This window comes from Streptomyces sp. NPDC006624 (assembly GCF_040611555.1).
Lineage (GTDB): Bacteria > Actinomycetota > Actinomycetes > Streptomycetales > Streptomycetaceae > Streptomyces.
Genome location: NZ_JBEXOM010000002.1, coordinates 151,642 through 168,626, shown reverse-complemented (window position 1 = coordinate 168,626; position 16,985 = coordinate 151,642). Strand labels below are relative to the sequence as shown.

Genomic DNA, 16,985 nt, shown 5'->3' with positions numbered 1-16,985 from the left:
GCGGCCGGACGCCGCCGGGTGACCGTCAGGCCGCCTCGGGGCCTCTGAAAGTCCGCCGGTAGGTGTTCGGCGTGGTGCCGACCGCCCGGACGAAGTGGTGGCGCAACGCGGCCGCGTTGCCGAACCCGGTCCGGCCGGCGATCGCGTCCATCGTCTCGTCCGTCGCTTCCAGCAGCCGCTGGGCCAGCAGCACGCGCTGGCGCAGGACCCAGCGGTAGGGGGTCGTCCCGGTCTCCTGCTGGAAGCGGCGGGCGAAGGTGCGCGGGGACATGTGGGCGCGGGCGGCGAGCTGCTCGACGGTGACCTCCTCGTCGAGGTGCCGCTCCATCCACGCCAGCACCTCGCCGATCGTGTCGGCCTCGGAGCGCGGCAGCGGGCGCTCGATGTACTGGGCCTGGCCGCCGTCGCGGTGCGGCGGCACCACCATGCGCCGCGCGATCTTGTTGGCGACCTCGGTGCCCTGCTCCTTGCGGACCAGGTGCAGACAGGCGTCGATGCCGGCGGCCGTGCCGGCGGAGGTGATCACCGGGTCCTCGTCGACGTAGAGCACGTCCGGCTCCACGGTCACCCGCGGGTACTGCCGGGCGAGGTCCTCGGCGTGCTTCCAGTGCACGGTGCAGCGCCGGTCGTCCAGCAGCCCGGCCGCGGCCAGCACGAAGACGCCGGAGCAGACGCTGAGCACCCGGGCACCCCGGTCGACCGCGCGGCGCAGGGCGTCCAGCAGCTCCGGCGGGAAGTCCCGGGTCGCGAAGCTGCGCCCGGCCGGCACGGCGATCAGGTCGGCCGCCTCCAGGCGCTCGATGCCGTGGTCGACCCGCAGCGAGAAGCCCGAGTTCATGCGCAGCGTCGGACCCTCGGCCGAGGCGACCGCGAAGTCGTACACCGGCAGGCCGTCGTCGCTGCGGTCGGTGCCGAAGACCTCGCACACCACACCCAGTTCGAAGGGGTTCACACCGTCGAGCAGGGCGACGGCCACGTTCTGCAGCATGTCCCCAGTGTGCCTCGACGGTGGCAGTAATTCGAGGGTCTACGGCAGGACTGCCACTGCCGGTAAGGAGCATCCGGCGCGACAGTGGTGTCCATGGATACGAACCAGACGCAGACACTCATCGCCATGATCTTCGTACTCGGGACGCTGGCCCTCCTGGTCCTCCCGTCCGTGCTCGGCATGATGCGCGACCGGCGCATCGACCGGCAGATCCGGGAGGCCCAGGAGACCCGCGAAGGAGAGCCGGCTCAGAAGTCCTCGTCCAGGTCGACGGTGCCCTCCACCGCCACCTGGTACGCGGAGGGCCGCCGCTCGAAGAAGTTGGTCAGCTCCTGAACCCCCTGGAGCTCCATGAAGGAGAAGGGGTTCTCGGAGCCGTACACCGGAGCGAAGCCGAGGCGGGTCAGCCGCTGGTCGGCGACGCACTCCAGGTACTGCCGCATCGACTCGGTGTTCATGCCCGGGAGACCGTCACCGCACAGGTCGCGCGCGAACTGCAGCTCGGCCTCGACGGCCTCCCGGAGCATGTCCGTCACCTGCTGCTGAAGCCGGTCGTCGAACAGCTCCGGCTCCTCCTTGCGGACGGTGTCGACCACGTCGAACGCGAACGACATGTGCATCGTCTCGTCGCGGAACACCCAGTTGGTGCCGGTGGCCAGGCCGTGCAGCAGACCCCGGCTGCGGAACCAGTAGACGTACGCGAAGGCCCCGTAGAAGAACAGGCCCTCGATGCACGCGGCGAAGCAGATGAGGTTCAGCAGGAAACGCCGGCGGTCCGCCTGCGTCTCCAGCCGGTCGAGCTTCTCCACCGAGTCCATCCACCGGAAGCAGAACTCCGCCTTCTCGCGGATGGACGGGATGTTCTCCACCGCCGCGAAGGCCGCCGCGCGGTCCTCCGGGTCGGGCAGGTAGGTGTCGAGCAGCGTCAGATAGAACTGGACGTGCACGGCCTCCTCGAAGAGCTGACGGCTCAGATACAGCCGCGCCTCGGGGGAGTTGATGTGCTTGTACAGCGTCAGCACCAGGTTGTTCGCGACGATCGAGTCGCCCGTCGCGAAGAACGCCACCAGCCGGCCGATCAGGTGCTGCTCGGCGGGGGAGAGCTTGGCGAGGTCGGCGACGTCCGAGTGGAGGTCGACCTCCTCCACGGTCCAGGTGTTCTTGATGGCGTCCCGGTAGCGCTCGTAGAAGTCCGGGTAGCGCATGGGTCGCAGGGTGAGCTCGAAGCCGGGGTCGAGAAGGTTCTGGGTGCTCATTACTGGCAGGCCTCGCAGGACTCGGGGTTTTCCAGGGAGCAGGCGACCGCTTCGGGGTCGGGGGTGGCCTGCACGGGGACGGTGGCCCGGGCGGCGCGGGCGATGCGGGTCGCCGGGCGCGAGCGCAGGTAGTACGTCGTCTTCAGCCCGGACTTCCAGGCGTAGGCGTACATCGAGGAGAGCTTGCCGATGGTCGGCGTCTCCAGGAACAGGTTCAGCGACTGGGACTGGTCCAGGAACGGGGTCCTGGCCGCCGCCATGTCGATCAGGCCGCGCTGCGGGATCTCCCAGGCCGTGCGGTAGAGCGCGCGGACGTCCTCGGGGATCCAGGCGAAGCCCTGCACCGAGCCGTTGGCCTCGCGCAGCGCCTCCCGGGTGCGGGCGTCCCACACGCCGAGCCGCTTCAGCTCGTCCACCAGGTAGGAGTTGACCTGGAGGAACTCGCCGGACAGCGTCTCGCGCTTGAACAGGTTGGACACCTGCGGCTCGATGCACTCGTAGACGCCCGCGATGGAGGCGATGGTGGCCGTGGGCGCGATGGCGAGGAGCAGGGAGTTGCGCAGGCCGGTCGTGGCGATGCGCTCGCGCAGGGCGGTCCAGCGCTCCGGCCAGGCCTGCTCCACGTCGTAGTGGTCGGGGTGCAGCACGCCCCGGGCGGTGCGGGTCTTCTCCCAGGCGGGCAGCGGGCCGTTGCGCTCGGCGAGGTCCGCGGAGGCCTCGTACGCGGCGAGCATGATCCGCTCGGCGATACGGGTGGACAGCGCCTTGGCCTCGGGCGAGTCGAAGGGCAGGCGCAGCTGGAAGAAGACGTCCTGCAGACCCATCGCGCCCAGGCCGACCGGACGCCAGCGGGCGTTGGAGCGGCCCGCCTGCTCGGTCGGGTAGAAGTTGATGTCCACGACCCGGTCGAGGAACGTCACGGCCGTGCGGACGGTCTCGTCGAGGCGCTCCCAGTCGATGTCCCCGCCGCTCACGAAGGCGCCGAGGTTGACCGACCCGAGGTTGCAGACCGCCGTCTCCTCGTCGCTGGTGACCTCCAGGATCTCCGTGCAGAGGTTGGAGGAGTGCACGACGTGGCCGGGCTCGGCCGTCTGGTTGGCGGTGCGGTTGGCGGCGTCCTTGAAGGTCATCCAGCCGTTGCCGGTCTGCGCGAGGGTGCGCATCATCCGGCCGTACAGCTCGCGGGCCGGCAGGGTCTTCCTGGCCAGGCCCTTGGCCTCGGCGGCCCGGTACGCGGCGTCGAACTCCCCGCCCCACAGGTCGACCAGCTCGGGCACGTCCGAGGGCGAGAAGAGGGACCACTGCGCGTCGGCGTTCACGCGGCGCATGAACTCGTCCGGGACCCAGTGGGCGAGGTTGAGGTTGTGCGTACGGCGGGCGTCCTCGCCGGTGTTGTCGCGCAGCTCCAGGAACTCCTCGATGTCGGAGTGCCAGGTCTCCAGGTAGACCGCGGCGGCGCCCTTGCGCCGGCCGCCCTGGTTCACGGCGGCGACCGAGGCGTCGAGGGTCTTCAGGAACGGCACGATGCCGTTGGAGTGGCCGTTCGTGCCGCGGATCAGCGAACCGCGGGCGCGGATGCGGGAGTACGACAGGCCGATGCCGCCCGCGTGCTTCGACAGGCGGGCCACCTGGTGGTACCGGTCGTAGAGGGAGTCCAGCTCGTCCTTCGGGGAGTCGAGGAGGTAGCAGGACGACATCTGGGGGTGCCGGGTGCCGGAGTTGAAGAGGGTGGGGGAGGAGGGCAGGTAGTCGAGGCGGCTCATGAGCCGGTAGAGCGCGGCGACCTCGTCGACCGAGCGGCCGGTGTCGTCCTCGGCGAGACCGGCGGCGACGCGCAGCATGAAGTGCTGGGGCGTCTCGACGACCTTGCGGGTGAGCGGGTGCCGGAGCAGGTAGCGGCTGTGCAGGGTGCGCAGGCCGAAGTAGCCGAAGCGGTCGTCGGCGGCGGTGTCGATCAGGGCGTCGAGCCGCTCCGCGTGCAGCCGGACGAACTCCGCGGTGCGGTCGGCGATCAGACCCTCGCGGTGGCCCGCCGCGACGGACTCCGTGAAGGACGTGACGCCCTGGGAGGCGGCCTCCTCGCGGATGCCGAGGGTGAGCAGCCGGGCGGCCAGCCGGGAGTAGGCGGGGTCCTCGGAGATGAGACCGGCGGCGGCCTCGGTGGCCAGCTCGCGCAACTCCGCCTCGTCGGCCCTCGCCGACCGCCCGCGCAGCGCGGCGGCGGCGACCCGGCCGGGGTCGGCGTCGGGCAGGTCGGCGGTCAGCTCGGTCAGGATCCGCAGCAGCGCGGCACCGGGAGCGTCGTGCTCTTCTTCGGCGGCTGAGACCGGATCGGCTGGCGCGATGGTCACGTGGGGCTCTCCCTCGCTCGGCACGGGGCCTCGGCGAGGGCAGGGGGCGGCACGAGCGCACGCGGCGCCGCGTCCACCGGCCCATTCCACGAGGCCCGGACGTCAGGCACACCGGCCGGTCGGCCGGGTGCGCTGTCGGCAGGTCCTCGGACTGACTCCTGTGCGCGACGTCGCCCACGGGGGACGGACAGGCACAAGTACACCGTTGCGGGACAGTTCCGGATTCGCACCGGATTCCCCTGCGGCGACAGCGAGCATGAGCATACATCTTGTGCCGGGTTCGGGTGTCACCCCCAGATGTTGTGTCGCGCCGGTTTCAGAGCGTCAGCCGGTAGGTGAGGAGAGTGATCTCCCCCAGCTCCGGTACGGGCTGCCAGTCCCGCTCGGGTGTGCGGGTGAAGCCCAGACGTTCGTAGATGCGGTGGGCCGTGTGCATGGTGCGCTGGGTCGACAGCACGACGCTCCGGCAGCCCGGAGTGGCCCGGGCCCGGTCGAGGCAGGAGCGGACCAGGGCCTCGCCGGTTCCCTGCCCGCGGGCCGCGTGCGCGACCGCCAGCATGCGGATCTCCGCCTCTCCCGGGCGGGCGAGGTCGGCCATCGGGCCGCCGGCCGGGACGAACGTGACGCCGCCGAGCACCCGGCCGTCCCTGACGGCCACCAGGACGTCCGCGGCGGCGGCCCGTGCGGCGACGTCCCGCAGGACGTGCAGATAGGCGTCGTCCTCGCCGTAGTCGAGGAGGCCGTCCCGGAGGTAGGCCCGGGCGGTGATGTCGCCGAGTTCTTCGTAATCGGCGGGCTCGGCCGGGCGGATGAGGAGGTCCATGGCGTGAGTGTGTACGACAGCGGGCCGCCGGTGTGCTGCATTTTCCGGCGGCCCGCTGCGGGGTGTGGTCCGTGGCTCGTCGCCCGGTGCCCGGCGCCCGCTAGTGGGCGCTTCCTGCGGTGGCGGGCGGGAGTTCCACCTGGACACCGGGGTCGCCCGCGTCCGCCGTGTAGTCCTCGGGCTTGGTCTCGTCGATGCCCTCGGGGGCCTTGACGGCCTTCAGGACGAAGGTCAGGACCACCGTCACCACCACGTTCAGGACGAACGCCGTGAGGCCGATGTAGCCGATCTCCCCGATGCCGGGGATCTCCTTCGACGAGCCGCCGAAGTGCTTCTGGGTCGGGGAGGCGACGCCGTAGGCGGCGACCGTGCCGTAGACCATGCCGACCGCCCAGCCGGCGAGCAGCGCCCAGCGGTGGAACCAGCGGGTGAACAGGCCGCCGACCAGGGCCGGGAAGGTCTGCAGGATCCAGATGCCGCCGAGCAGCTGGAAGTTGATGGCGACCGTCTTGTCCATGGTGAGGACGAAGGCCAGGGCGCCGACCTTCACCAGCAGGGACACCAGCTTGGAGACCTTGGTCTCCTGCGCGGGCGTGGCGTCCGGCTTGATGAAGTCCTTGTAGATGTTGCGGGTGAACAGGTTCGCGGCCGCGATGGACATGATGGCCGCGGGCACGAGCGCGCCGATGCCGATGGCGGCGAAGGCCACCCCGGCGAACCAGTCCGGGAACATCGTCTCGAACAGCTGCGGGATCGCCAGCTGCCCGTTCTGCACCTTGATGCCGGCCGCGATCGCCATGAAGCCCAGCAGTGCCAGCAGACCCAGCATCAGCGAGTACAGCGGCAGGATGGTGGTGTTGCGGCGGATCACCTCACGGCTCTTGGAGGACAGCGTCGCCGTGATGGAGTGCGGGTACATGAACAGCGCGAGCGCGGAGCCCAGCGCCAGCGTGGCGTAGGTCCACTGGCCCGCCTCCGGCGGTGTCAGCGCACCGCGCGGGGCGCCGGTGGCCGGGTTGGTCTGGCTGTACGCCTCGCTCGCCTTGGCGAAGATGTCGTCGAAGCCGCCCAGTTTGATCGGGATGTAGATGATCGCCACCGCGATGACGATGTAGATCAGCGTGTCCTTGACGAACGCGATGAGCGCGGGCGCCCGCAGGCCCGACGAGTACGTGTACGCCGCGAGCACGCCGAACGCGATCAGCAGCGGCAGGTCCTTGATGAACCAGTTGGTGTTCTCGCCGCCGCCGACGCCCATCACGTCCAGCACGGCCTGGATGCCGACCAGTTGGAGCGCGATGTACGGCATCGTCGCCAGGATGCCGGTGAGCGCCACCGCCAGGGACAGGCCCTTGGAGCCGAAGCGGCCGCGCACGAAGTCGGACGTCGTGACGTAGCCGTGCTTGTGGGACACCGACCACAGGCGGGGCAGGAAGGTGAAGATCAGCGGGTACACCAGGATCGTGTACGGCACCGCGAAGAAGCCGGCCGCGCCCGCCGCGTAGATGGCCGCCGGGACCGCCACGAAGGTGTAGGCCGTGTACAGGTCGCCGCCGAGCAGGAACCAGGTGATCCAGGTGCCGAACGACCGGCCGCCCAGACCCCACTCGTCGAGGCTGTGCTCGTTCTCCGCCTTGCGCCAGCGGGCGGCCAGGAAGCCCATGACCGTCACGGCCAGGAAGAAGAAGATGAAGACGGCGAGTGCGACGCCGTTCACGCCGTCCTTCACTGCGACGCACCGCCCTTCGAGGCCGAACGGGCACGCTGGTCACGCTGCCAGAGCTTGAAGGCGATCATCGTCAGCGCGGTCGAGATCAGCACCCACGCCATCTGGTACCAGTAGAAGAACGGGATCCCGATGAAGGCCGGGTCGGTCTTGGCGTACGAGCCGACCCACAGCATGGCCACGAAGGGCGCGACGAGGCAGACGGCGATGACGACGCGCACGGGCGTCACCACCGGACCTCTGCTGGAATCTGGGGCTTGCGACATCAGGCGGCTCCGTCCCCTCAGTGATCACCTGTGTAATGCGCAGGCAATCTAGGTCAGGGTGTGCCGACAGCGGAACCCCTCGTCCGTCATGCGGTACTCAAAAGCAATCAGCTCTTCACAGGTGTGCTCGGCAGCCCAACGGACGCCCTGCAAGGGGTCCTTCCGCTGCCGCTCCGCGCGCACTACTCCTGAGGGCGCTTCAGACGGGCGACGAACTTGTACCGGTCCCCGCGGTACACCGACCGCACCCACTCCACCGGCCGGCCCTCGCGGTCCAGCGAGTGCCGGGACAGCATCAGCATCGGCAGGCCGACGTCCGTGCCGAGCAGGCCGGCCTCGCGCGGGGTGGCCAGGGAGGTCTCGATGGTCTCCTCGGCCTCCGCGAGATGGACGTCGTAGACCTCGGCGAGCGCGGTGTAGAGCGACGTGTACTTCACCAGGGACCGGCGCAGGGCCGGGAAGCGCTTCGCGCTCAGGTGCGTGGTCTCGATGGCCATCGGCTCGCCGTTGGCCATGCGCAGCCGCTCGATGCGCAGCACGCGCCCGCCGGTCGTGATGTCGAGCAGCCCGGCCAGGCGGTCGTCGGCGGTGATGTAGCCGATGTCCAGCAGCTGGGAGGTGGGCTCCAGGCCCTGGGCGCGCATGTCCTCGGTGTACGAGGTCAGCTGCAGGGCCTGCGACACCTTGGGCTTGGCCACGAACGTGCCCTTGCCCTGGATGCGCTCCAGCCGGCCCTCGACGACCAGCTCCTGCAGCGCCTGGCGCACGGTCGTGCGCGAGGTGTCGAACTCCGCCGCCAGCGTGCGCTCGGGCGGGACGGGTGTGCCGGGCGCCTGGGTCTCGGTCATGTCGAGCAGGTGCTTCTTCAGGCGGTAGTACTTGGGCACGCGTGCGGTACGGACGGGCGCCCCGGTCTCGTTCTCCGCACTGCTGACGTCGGTGCTCATGCTCCGCCTTCCCGGCTGGGTGTGCCGACACGATCTCACTTGTATACCGTCGGCGCCTCTTTTGGTCTAGTCCACCATTCCCTGTGGTCTACCTGCAGTATGCCGTGTCTCCCTGGGTTTTCGCTGACTTCTTACTTAAAGGTTCCTGCATATGTAGGTCGCATAACGGCTGGTCAGGGCGGTATCGCGACCCTTGACAGGCCTCCTGGTCTGGTCCAAGCTCCCCGTACTGGTCTACACCATTGGTCCAGGTCCTGGCGCCCCACGTCTCACCGCGGGGAGCAGGGGGGTTGTGGCATCCCTGAGGAGGGTGGCGTGAAGCGCAAGCTGATATCCGCGATCGGTGTCGCGGGCATGATGGTCTCCATCGCGGCGTGCGGCGGCGAGGGCGACGGGGGCTCCGACAAGGGCGCGGACGCCAAGGAGCTGACCGTCTGGCTCACCGTCGACGCCCAGAACAACTGGCCGGAGCTGGTCAAGGCCGCCGACGCCGCGGTGCAGAAGAAGCACCCCGGCCTCAAGATCAACCACGAGTACTACGGCTGGCCCGACAAGAACGCCAAGCTCGACGCCGTCCTCGCCACCGACAAGGTCCCCGACGTCGTCGAGATGGGCAACACCGAGATGCTCGGCTACATGGTCAAGGGCGCCTTCGCCCCCCTCGACCAGGGCACGTTCGACAACTCGGACGCCTGGCTCGACGGCCTCAGGGCCTCCGTCACCTACGAGGGCAAGACCTACGGCGTCCCGTACTACGCCGGCGGCCGCGTCGCCAACTGGCGCAAGGACGTCGCCGCCTCGGTCGGTGTGAAGTCGGCGCCGAAGACCTACAAGGAGCTGACCGCCGCCCTGGACAAGATCCAGAAGAAGCAGGGCGACAAGTTCAGCGCCTGGTACCAGCCCACCCGCGACTGGTACGCGGCCATGTCCTTCGTCTACGACGCCGGCGGCGCCATCGCCACCGAGTCGGGCGGCCAGTGGAAGGCCTCGCTCTCCTCGCCCGAGTCCCTCAAGGGCCTGAAGGAGTTCGAGAACGTCGTCGACACGTACATGCACGGCGACAAGACCAAGGACGAGTCCGACCGCTACATCGTCTACGGCCAGGGCAAGTCCGCCATGATCTTCGCGGCCGCCTGGGAGGGCGCGACCGCAGAGGACCCGAAGAACGACAAGAGCGGCAAGCTCAAGGGCAACCTCGAGAACTTCGTGATGCCCGGCCCGTCCGGCAAGAACATGCCCGTCTTCCTGGGCGGCTCCGACCTCGCCGTGCCGGTGAAGTCCGACGCGCAGGACCTGGCCGCCGAGTGGATCAACGCCTTCGCCGGCTCCTCCGGGCAGAAGGGCCTGATGGCCAAGGGCAACCTGCCCAACAACAAGACGGACCTGGCGACCCTCAAGAACGACCCGAAGACGGCGGTCCCCGCCACCGCCGCCGAGTCCAACTGGTTCGTCCCGATGGCCCCCGGCTGGGGCCAGGTCGAGAAGGCGCAGATCCTGCAGACCATGCTGCAGAGCATCGGCACCGGCAAGAAGTCGGTCGAAGCCGCCGCCAAGGAGGCGGACGCCGCGATCGACAAGGTCATCAACACCAAGTGACCCGCGGGCCCGTCGTCCGGGCCGGACGAGCCGCGGTGCCTCCCCGCAGCCGCGGCACGATCCGGACGACGGGCCCGGAGGGCGGGGCTCCCGGTCGTGGAGCCCCGCCGTCCGACCGACCTGAGGGACCGCCGAGGAGCGCGCGATGAGTGCCGCACACACCACCACCCCCGCCAAGGTGCCGCCACCGCGGCAGGTACCAGCGCCGCCCCCCGGGGACCGGCGGCCGCGCGGGCAGCGCAAGACATCGGGCGGGGCCGGGGTCCCCTGGCTGCTGCTCGCGCCCTGCCTGCTGGTCCTCGCCCTGGTCATGGGCTACCCGCTGGTCCGCCTGGTCACCCTGTCCTTCCAGAAGTTCGGCCAGTCCCAGCTGTGGGGCTTCCAGCCCGCCGAGTCGGTCGGGTTCGACAACTTCGCCAAGGTGCTCGGCGACGGCGAGTTCTGGGCCGTCGTCCTGCGCACGATCGTCTTCGCCGGCGGAGCCGTCGTCCTCACGATGGTGATCGGCATGGCCCTCGCCCTGCTGCTCCAGCGGGTCTCGGGCTGGCTGCGGATCCTCATCAGCATCGTGCTGGTGGCCAGCTGGGGCATGCCCGTCATCGTGGCGACCACCGTCTTCAAGTGGCTCTTCGACTCCGACTACGGCGTCTTCAACGCGCTGCTCAGCAAGCTGCCCGGCGTCGACATGATCGGACACAACTGGTTCGCCAGCGGCCCCCAGGGCCTGGCCGTGATCATGCTGCTGGTGGTCTGGGGAGCCGTGCCGTTCGTGGTCATCACCCTCAGCGCGGGCCTCACCCAGGTGCCGAAGGAACTGGAGGAGGCGGCCCGCCTGGACGGCGCCACCTCCTGGGGCGTCTTCCGCTACGTCACCCTGCCCGTCCTCAAGCCGATCATCGTGATGCTCACGACCCTGTCGGTCATCTGGGACATGGGCGTCTTCCCCCAGGTGTTCGTGATGCGGGGCGGCCACCCGGAGCCGGAGTTCCAGGTCCTCAACACCTACTCCTACGACCGCGCCTTCGTGGTCAACGACTACGCGCAGGGCTCGGCCATCGCGCTGATCACCGTCCTGCTGCTGCTCGGCGTGGTCGCCGTCTACATGCGGCAGATGCTGAAGATCGGAGAGGTCGAATGAGCACGCTCACCGGAGCCGGCCGCCGGAGGAACGCACGGCTCGGCTGGAACCTCCTCGGCCTCCTGGTCTTCGTCACCGCGGGCTTCCCGCTCTACTGGATGCTCAACACGGCGTTCAAGCCCGCCAAGGACGCCATCGACCCGGACCCGAGCCTGCTGCCGACCGGCCTCACCCTCGCCAACTTCGGCCGGGCGCTGGACATCTCCGACTTCTGGGGCCCGGTCGGCCGCAGCATGGTCGTGTCGCTGGCGGTCGTCGTCATCGGCATGGTCGTCGGGCTGCTGGCCGCGCTCGCCATCTCCCGGTTCGCCTTCCGCGGCCGCAAGATCGTGATCGTGGGCATCCTGGCCGTCCAGATGGTCCCGCTGGTCGCCATGATCATCCCGGTGTTCCTGCTGCTCAACGACCTGGGCCAGTACGACCGGCTGACCGGCCTCATCATCACGTACCTGACCTTCGTCCTGCCGTTCACGGTCTGGACACTGCGGGGATTCATCGTCAACATCCCGAAGGAACTGGAGGAGGCCGCCATGGTCGACGGCTGCTCCCGCACCGGCGCCTTCCTCCGGGTCGTCTTCCCGCTCCTGGCCCCCGGCATGGTCGCCACCTCGGTCTACGGCTTCATCCAGGCCTGGAACGAGTACCTCTACGCCCTGATGCTCCTCAGCCAGAAGAACCAGACCGCGACCGTCTGGCTCGGCAACTTCACCACCAAGCACGGCACCGAATACGCCCCGATGATGGCCGGAGCCACGATGATGGCCGTGCCGATCGTCGCCCTCTTCCTCCTCGTCCAGCGCAAGATGGCCGCGGGCCTGACCGCGGGCGCCGTGAAGGGATGACCTCACCCGATGACGACACTCGCCAGCGGCACCGACACGCTCACCCGCGACGCGCTGACCGTCCTGCAGCCCGGCTTCACCGGGACCACCGCCCCCGACTGGCTGCTGCGCCGGCTCGGTGAGGGCCTGGCCTCCGTCGGACTGTTCGGCCGCAACATCGCCTCACCCGCCCAACTGGCCGCCCTGACCGCCCAGCTGCGGGCCGAGCGCGACGACGTCCTCGTCGCGATCGACGAGGAGGGCGGTGACGTGACCCGCCTCGAGGTGCGCAGCGGCTCCTCCTTCCCCGGCAACCACGCCCTCGGCGCGGTCGACGACGTGGAGCTGACCCAGCAGGTCGCCCACGAACTGGGCCGCCGCCTCGCCGCCTGCGGCGTCAACCTCAACTGGGCCCCCTCCGCCGACGTCAACTCCGATCCGCGCAACCCGGTGATCGGCGTGCGCTCCTTCGGTGCCGACACCGCCCTGGCCGCCCGGCACACCGCCGCCTACGTCACCGGTCTGCAGTCCGCCGGGGTCGCCGCCTGCACCAAGCACTTCCCGGGCCACGGCGACACGGCCGTCGACTCCCACCACGCCCTGCCGCGCATCGACGTCTCCGCCGAGGTGCTGGCCGAACGCGAACTGACCCCGTTCCGCGCGGCCATCGCCGCCGGCACCCGGGCCGTCATGAGCGCCCACATCCTCGTCCCGGCCCTCGACCCCGACCACCCGGCCACCCTCTCCCGCCGCATCCTCACCGGCCTGCTCCGCGGCGAACTCGGCTACGACGGCCTCATCGTCACCGACGGCATGGAGATGCGGGCCATCGCCGGCACCTACGGCATCGAACGCGGCAGCGTCCTCGCCGTCGCCGCCGGTGCCGACGCCATCTGCGTCGGCGGCGGCCTGGCCGACGACGCCACCGTGCTCCGCCTGCGGGACGCCCTGGTCGCGGCGGTCCGCACCGGCGACCTCGCGGAGGAACGCCTCGCCGAAGCCGCCGGGCGGGTCCGCGCCCTGGCCCGCTGGACGGGCACGGCAGGCCGCTCGCCCGAGGGCACCCACGGCAGCGAGATCGGCCTGCACGCCGCCCGCCGCGCCCTGACGGTGACCGCCGCCCCGGGCCTGGGAAGCCCGTCGGCCTTCGCACCCCTCACCGAACCGCCCTTCGTCGCCGCCCTCACCCCCGTCGCCAACATCGCGGTCGGCGACGAGACCCCCTGGGGCGTCGCCGCCGAACTCGCCCACCTCCTGCCCGGCACGGTGACGGGCAGCTTCTCCGCCGGGGACGGCACGGGGAGCGCGGCCGGGCAGGACGCCGGCCGCGCCGCCCTCCAGGCGGCCGGGCCGCGCCGTATCGTCGCCGTCGTCCGCGACGAACACCGCCACCCCTGGATGTCCCGCGCCCTCGACACCCTGCTCGCCGCCCGCCCCGACACGATCGTCGTCGAGATGGGCGTCCCCCAGGCCTGCCCGCGCGGCGCCCTGCACATCGCCACCCACGGCGCGGCCCGCGTCTGCGGCCGGGCAGCGGCCGAGGTGATCGCCGGCGTCACGGGTCCGTAGACCGCACACTCCGGATCACCTGTTGTACAGCTGCGCCTGAATGTAGTACTTCTTATACATGAGCGAGCAGGTGCACAACAGGTTGGCCATGGTGCGCGCCGAACGGAAGGTGTCGCGCCAGAGCCTGGCCGAGGCAGTGGGAGCCCACTACCAGACCATCGGCTACATCGAGCGGGGTCAGTACAACCCGAGCCTCGACCTGGCGCTGAAGATCGCGAAGTTCTTCGGACTGCCGGTCGAGGCGCTGTTCTCCCTCGAACCGTTCCGGCCGCTCACGGACGAGGTCTACGGGAGGAACCAGCCATGACGACGCCCCGCCTGAGCCGCTACGACCGGAGCATGCTGCGGCTGATGAACGACCGCCGCGGAGCCGCCTGGTACGCCACCGCGGCGCGCCGCCGCCTGGCCGTCGCCGCCCACGTGACGCTCACCCTGGCCCTCGGCGGGCTGATGACCCACCTGTTCCTCGCCGAGGGCGAGCCGCTGTGGACCGTCGCCGTGATGGCGGTCCTGCTCCTGCCCTGGATGGTCGCCACCGGCGTCATCAACGGCGCCACCCGGGGCCTGCTGGAGCTGCGCGGGCACGTGCTGGACGAGCGGCAGTCGGCGGAACGCGACCGCGTCCTGGCCCGCTCCCACCGCATCACGACCCTGCTCCTGCTCGCCGCGGCGGGCACCCTGCTGGTCATGGGCGGGGCCGCCGGTGACGCCCCGACCGTCTATGCGGCGCCCCTGCTCATCGCCGTCCTCGTCGTCCACTGGGTCATGCCCCTGTGGGTGGCCGGCCTGCGCGCCCAGGACGAGCCGGCCGAGGACGGCATCCCCGGCGCGAAGGGCCTGGGCGGCTAGATCCCCTGCCACTCCGGCTTGTTGGCGTAGGTGTGCCGGAAGTAGTCCGCCAGCTTCAGCTTCGACGCGGCGGCCTCGTCGACGACGACGGTCGCGTGCGGGTGAAGCTGGAGCGCGGACGCCGGGCAGACCGCCGCGACCGGCCCCTCCACCGTCGCCGCCACCGCGTCCGCCTTGCCCTCGCCCGTGGCGAGCAGCACGAGGTGCCGGGCCTCCAGGATGGTGCCTATGCCCTGGGTGATCACGTGGTGCGGCACCTGGTCGATGTCGCCGTCGAAGAAGCGGGCGTTGTCGATCCGGGTCTGCTCGGTCAGCGTCTTGATCCGCGTCCGCGACGCCAGCGACGAGCACGGCTCGTTGAACCCGATGTGCCCGTCGGTCCCGATGCCGAGGAGCTGGAGGTCCACACCCCCGGCGTCCGACAGCGCCTTGTCGTACGCCTCGCACGCCCCCGGCACGTCCTCGGCCGTGCCGTCCGGTCCCGTGAACTGGTCCATGCCGATGCCGAGCGGCTCCAGCACCTCCCGCCGCAGCACCGAGCGGTAGGACTCCGGGTGGTCGGCGGGCAGCCCCACGTACTCGTCGAGCTGGGCTATGCGCGCCCGCGAGACGTCCACGGCACCGGAGCGCACCCTGGCCGCCAGTGCCTCGTACACGGGCAGCGGCGTCGAACCGGTGGCCACGCCGAGCAGGGCGTCGGGCCGGCGGCGGAGCAGCTGAGCCATGGCCTCGGCGATGAGTTCGCCGCCCGCCTTGGCGTCCGGGACGATGACAACTTCCACGCTGGACCTGCCGATCTGAGAGGGATGCTCACCTGGGACTGACCTGGGAGGGGTCGAGGATCATGTGGTTTAGACCAATCTAACAGAGCGGGGGCGTCCCTCCCAGGGTGGATGACGGCGGCTTCCGGGGCCGGCTGCGAGGGTCGAGGGTGCTGGTCCCGAGCCCGGCGCCGCCTAGGTCAGTGAACCCCCTGTCACATCCACCCAGCTCCCCGTCACCCAGCGCCCCGCGTCCGACACCAGGAACGCCACCACGTCGGCGACCTCCGCGGGCTCGCCCACCCCGCCTAGCGCCGACATCGCCGCGGCCTTCTCCCAGCCGCCGGGGCTTTCGCGCAGCAGGCCGGCCGTGTTGTCCGTGTCGATGATCCCCGGCGCCACCGAGTTCACCGTGATGCCCCGGGGGCCCAGCACCTTGGACAGGTCACGGGAGAGGACGTCCAGCGCGCCCTTCGTCATCGCGTACGCCACGTTGTCCGGCATCACGGCGGTGCGGGCCAGTCCCGACGAGATGTTGACGACCCGGCCGCCGTCCCGCAGTCGCTCCATGCCGTGCTTGAGGAGGAAGAAGGGCGCCTTCACGTTCACCGCGAACACCTCGTCGAACTCCCGCTCCTCCAACTCCCGGATCGGGCGCGAGGTGCCGATCCCCGCGTTGTTCACCAGGATGTCCAGGCCGTCCGCCTGCCGGTCGAACAACTCCCAGAGCGCCTCCGCGTCCCCCGGAGTGCCCAGCTCGACGCCCAGGGCGAACGCCGAACCGCCCGCCGCCTCGATCGCCGCCACCGTCTCCTTCGCCGCCCGCTCGTTCCTGCCGTAGTGCACCGCGACCCGGGCGCCGTCCCGCGCCAGCCGCTCGGCGATCCCTCGCCCGATGCCCCTGCTCGCCCCCGTGACGAGTGCCGTCCTGCCCGTGAGCACGCCCATGGCGACGCCCCCTTCGCATTTGCCTAGCGGTCGCTACAGAAATGACCGTACCGCAGCCCGCTGACATTTCTCTAGTGCCCGCTATAAAATGCACCCCATGGTGAACGAGGACGGAACGCAGGCGCCGGTCAAGGCCAAGGGCAGGCCGCGGGGCCGCCCCCGCTCCTTCGATCGCGAGACCGCGCTGGAGAAGGCACTCCTCGCCTTCTGGGAGCACGGCTACGAGGCGACGTCCGTCTCCGACCTCACCCGCGTCATGGACATCGGCGCCCCCAGCCTCTACGCGGCCTTCGGGGACAAGCGGTCCCTCTTCGACGAGGTCGTGCGCGTCTACGGCACGCGCTACGGGTCGTTCACCGACCGGGCCCTCGCCGAGGAGCCCACCGCGCGGGCCGCCGTCGAACGCATCCTGCGCGAGGCCGCCACGGCGTACACGGAACCGGGCCACCCGCACGGCTGCCTCGTCGTGCACGCCGCCGCCAACTGCTCGACCCCCGAGGTCGAACAGTCGCTCCGGGAGCGCCGCAACGCCAACATCGCCGCGTTCGAGAGCCGTATCAGGGCCGACGTGGCCGCCGGCGTCCTGCCGCCGGACACCGACGCCTCCGCGCTGGCGCGTCACACCGGGGCGATGATCCAGGGCATGTCACAACAGGCGCGCGACGGGGCGAGCCGGGAGGAACTGGCGGCCGTCGCGGAAATTGCCATGTCCATCTGGCCCCGCACAGGAACCCACACGGGTTAGGCTGCGTGGTGGACGCTCGGCTGCCGGGCGGGTCGCGGAATTGACACAAACGAACAGCCTCCCACGCATGGACACCCCGAGTGGTCTAGTCCACAATGCGTTACGAGAGCGCGTACGACGCGCAGCCAGCCTCCGCCTTCCCCGCACAGGAAGGCGGACCGAGGAACCGAGGCTCTCTGCCCTGACTGCCCCGGCTCCTCA

At 70.4% G+C, this 16,985-nt stretch carries 17 protein-coding genes and 1 riboswitch; of the genes, 8 read left to right on the top strand and 9 right to left on the bottom strand.

What is annotated here, in order from left to right; genetic code table 11:
• Positions 1–25 precede the first annotated feature (25 nt).
• On the bottom strand, positions 26–988 hold the full coding sequence (locus ABZY20_RS04415; RefSeq protein ID WP_356436376.1) for a helix-turn-helix domain-containing protein: 963 nt from the start codon (positions 986–988) through the stop codon (positions 26–28).
• 93 nt (positions 989–1,081) lie between these two features.
• Here ABZY20_RS04415 and ABZY20_RS04410 point away from each other — a divergent pair, with 93 nt between their 5' ends.
• Positions 1,082–1,324, top strand: a complete 243-nt coding sequence (locus ABZY20_RS04410; protein WP_356436374.1) for a hypothetical protein — start codon at positions 1,082–1,084, stop codon at positions 1,322–1,324.
• On the opposite strand, the gene ABZY20_RS04405 is transcribed toward ABZY20_RS04410, so the two are convergent.
• From ABZY20_RS04405 to ABZY20_RS04380, 6 genes are all read right to left on the bottom strand, one after another.
• On the bottom strand, positions 1,237–2,244 hold the full coding sequence (locus ABZY20_RS04405; RefSeq protein WP_356436372.1) for a ribonucleotide-diphosphate reductase subunit beta: 1,008 nt from the start codon (positions 2,242–2,244) through the stop codon (positions 1,237–1,239). The two genes, ABZY20_RS04410 and ABZY20_RS04405, sit on opposite strands and share 88 nt — an antisense overlap.
• Positions 2,244–4,595, bottom strand: a complete 2,352-nt coding sequence (locus ABZY20_RS04400) for a ribonucleoside-diphosphate reductase subunit alpha (RefSeq protein ID WP_356436371.1) — start codon at positions 4,593–4,595, stop codon at positions 2,244–2,246. The genes ABZY20_RS04405 and ABZY20_RS04400 overlap by 1 nt, the downstream gene beginning before the upstream one ends.
• Before the next feature lie 141 nt (positions 4,596–4,736).
• A riboswitch (cobalamin riboswitch) is annotated at positions 4,737–4,834 on the bottom strand.
• A gap of 77 nt (positions 4,835–4,911) precedes the next feature.
• Entirely contained in the window at positions 4,912–5,418 is a 507-nt protein-coding gene (locus tag ABZY20_RS04395) for a GNAT family N-acetyltransferase (protein WP_356436368.1), read from the bottom strand.
• Positions 5,419–5,518: 100 nt separating this feature from the next.
• A complete protein-coding gene (gene mctP / locus ABZY20_RS04390) occupies positions 5,519–7,147 on the bottom strand; it encodes a monocarboxylate uptake permease MctP (protein WP_356436365.1) in 1,629 nt (542 codons plus the stop codon).
• The gene (locus ABZY20_RS04385) at positions 7,144–7,410 is read right to left on the bottom strand and encodes a DUF3311 domain-containing protein (protein WP_356436363.1); all 267 of its coding nucleotides are present in this window, start codon (positions 7,408–7,410) and stop codon (positions 7,144–7,146) included. The genes mctP and ABZY20_RS04385 overlap by 4 nt, the downstream gene beginning before the upstream one ends.
• A 182-nt stretch (positions 7,411–7,592) precedes the next feature.
• The gene (locus tag ABZY20_RS04380; protein WP_356436360.1) at positions 7,593–8,357 is read right to left on the bottom strand and encodes a GntR family transcriptional regulator; all 765 of its coding nucleotides are present in this window, start codon (positions 8,355–8,357) and stop codon (positions 7,593–7,595) included.
• A gap of 315 nt (positions 8,358–8,672) precedes the next feature.
• Between ABZY20_RS04380 and ABZY20_RS04375 the strand changes: the two genes are divergently transcribed.
• The 6 genes from ABZY20_RS04375 (at position 8,673) to ABZY20_RS04350 (ending at position 14,330) form a co-directional block, all read left to right on the top strand.
• The gene (locus tag ABZY20_RS04375; RefSeq protein WP_356436357.1) at positions 8,673–9,953 is read left to right on the top strand and encodes an extracellular solute-binding protein; all 1,281 of its coding nucleotides are present in this window, start codon (positions 8,673–8,675) and stop codon (positions 9,951–9,953) included.
• A gap of 145 nt (positions 9,954–10,098) precedes the next feature.
• Positions 10,099–11,091, top strand: a complete 993-nt coding sequence (locus ABZY20_RS04370; RefSeq protein WP_356436354.1) for a sugar ABC transporter permease — start codon at positions 10,099–10,101, stop codon at positions 11,089–11,091.
• Positions 11,088–11,933 carry a carbohydrate ABC transporter permease gene (locus ABZY20_RS04365; RefSeq protein ID WP_356436352.1) on the top strand — a complete coding sequence of 282 codons (846 nt, stop codon included), beginning with the start codon at positions 11,088–11,090 and terminating at the stop codon, positions 11,931–11,933. The genes ABZY20_RS04370 and ABZY20_RS04365 overlap by 4 nt, the downstream gene beginning before the upstream one ends.
• A gap of 9 nt (positions 11,934–11,942) precedes the next feature.
• Positions 11,943–13,481, top strand: coding sequence for a glycoside hydrolase family 3 protein (locus ABZY20_RS04360; RefSeq protein ID WP_356436349.1), 1,539 nt, complete (start codon positions 11,943–11,945; stop codon positions 13,479–13,481).
• Between the two features lie 58 nt (positions 13,482–13,539).
• Entirely contained in the window at positions 13,540–13,788 is a 249-nt protein-coding gene (locus ABZY20_RS04355) for a helix-turn-helix transcriptional regulator (RefSeq protein WP_356436346.1), read from the top strand.
• Entirely contained in the window at positions 13,785–14,330 is a 546-nt protein-coding gene (locus ABZY20_RS04350) for a hypothetical protein (RefSeq protein ID WP_356436343.1), read from the top strand. Before ABZY20_RS04355 ends, ABZY20_RS04350 begins: the two co-directional genes overlap by 4 nt.
• Here the strand turns inward: ABZY20_RS04350 and nagB are convergent.
• Positions 14,327–15,112, bottom strand: coding sequence for a glucosamine-6-phosphate deaminase (nagB, locus tag ABZY20_RS04345; protein ID WP_356436341.1), 786 nt, complete (start codon positions 15,110–15,112; stop codon positions 14,327–14,329). The genes ABZY20_RS04350 and nagB overlap by 4 nt on opposite strands.
• A 174-nt stretch (positions 15,113–15,286) precedes the next feature.
• A complete protein-coding gene (locus ABZY20_RS04340; RefSeq protein ID WP_356436338.1) occupies positions 15,287–16,039 on the bottom strand; it encodes an SDR family oxidoreductase in 753 nt (250 codons plus the stop codon).
• Between the two features lie 97 nt (positions 16,040–16,136).
• Between ABZY20_RS04340 and ABZY20_RS04335 the strand changes: the two genes are divergently transcribed.
• On the top strand, positions 16,137–16,784 hold the full coding sequence (locus ABZY20_RS04335) for a TetR/AcrR family transcriptional regulator (protein ID WP_356436336.1): 648 nt from the start codon (positions 16,137–16,139) through the stop codon (positions 16,782–16,784).
• The last annotated feature ends 201 nt before the right edge of the window (positions 16,785–16,985 follow it).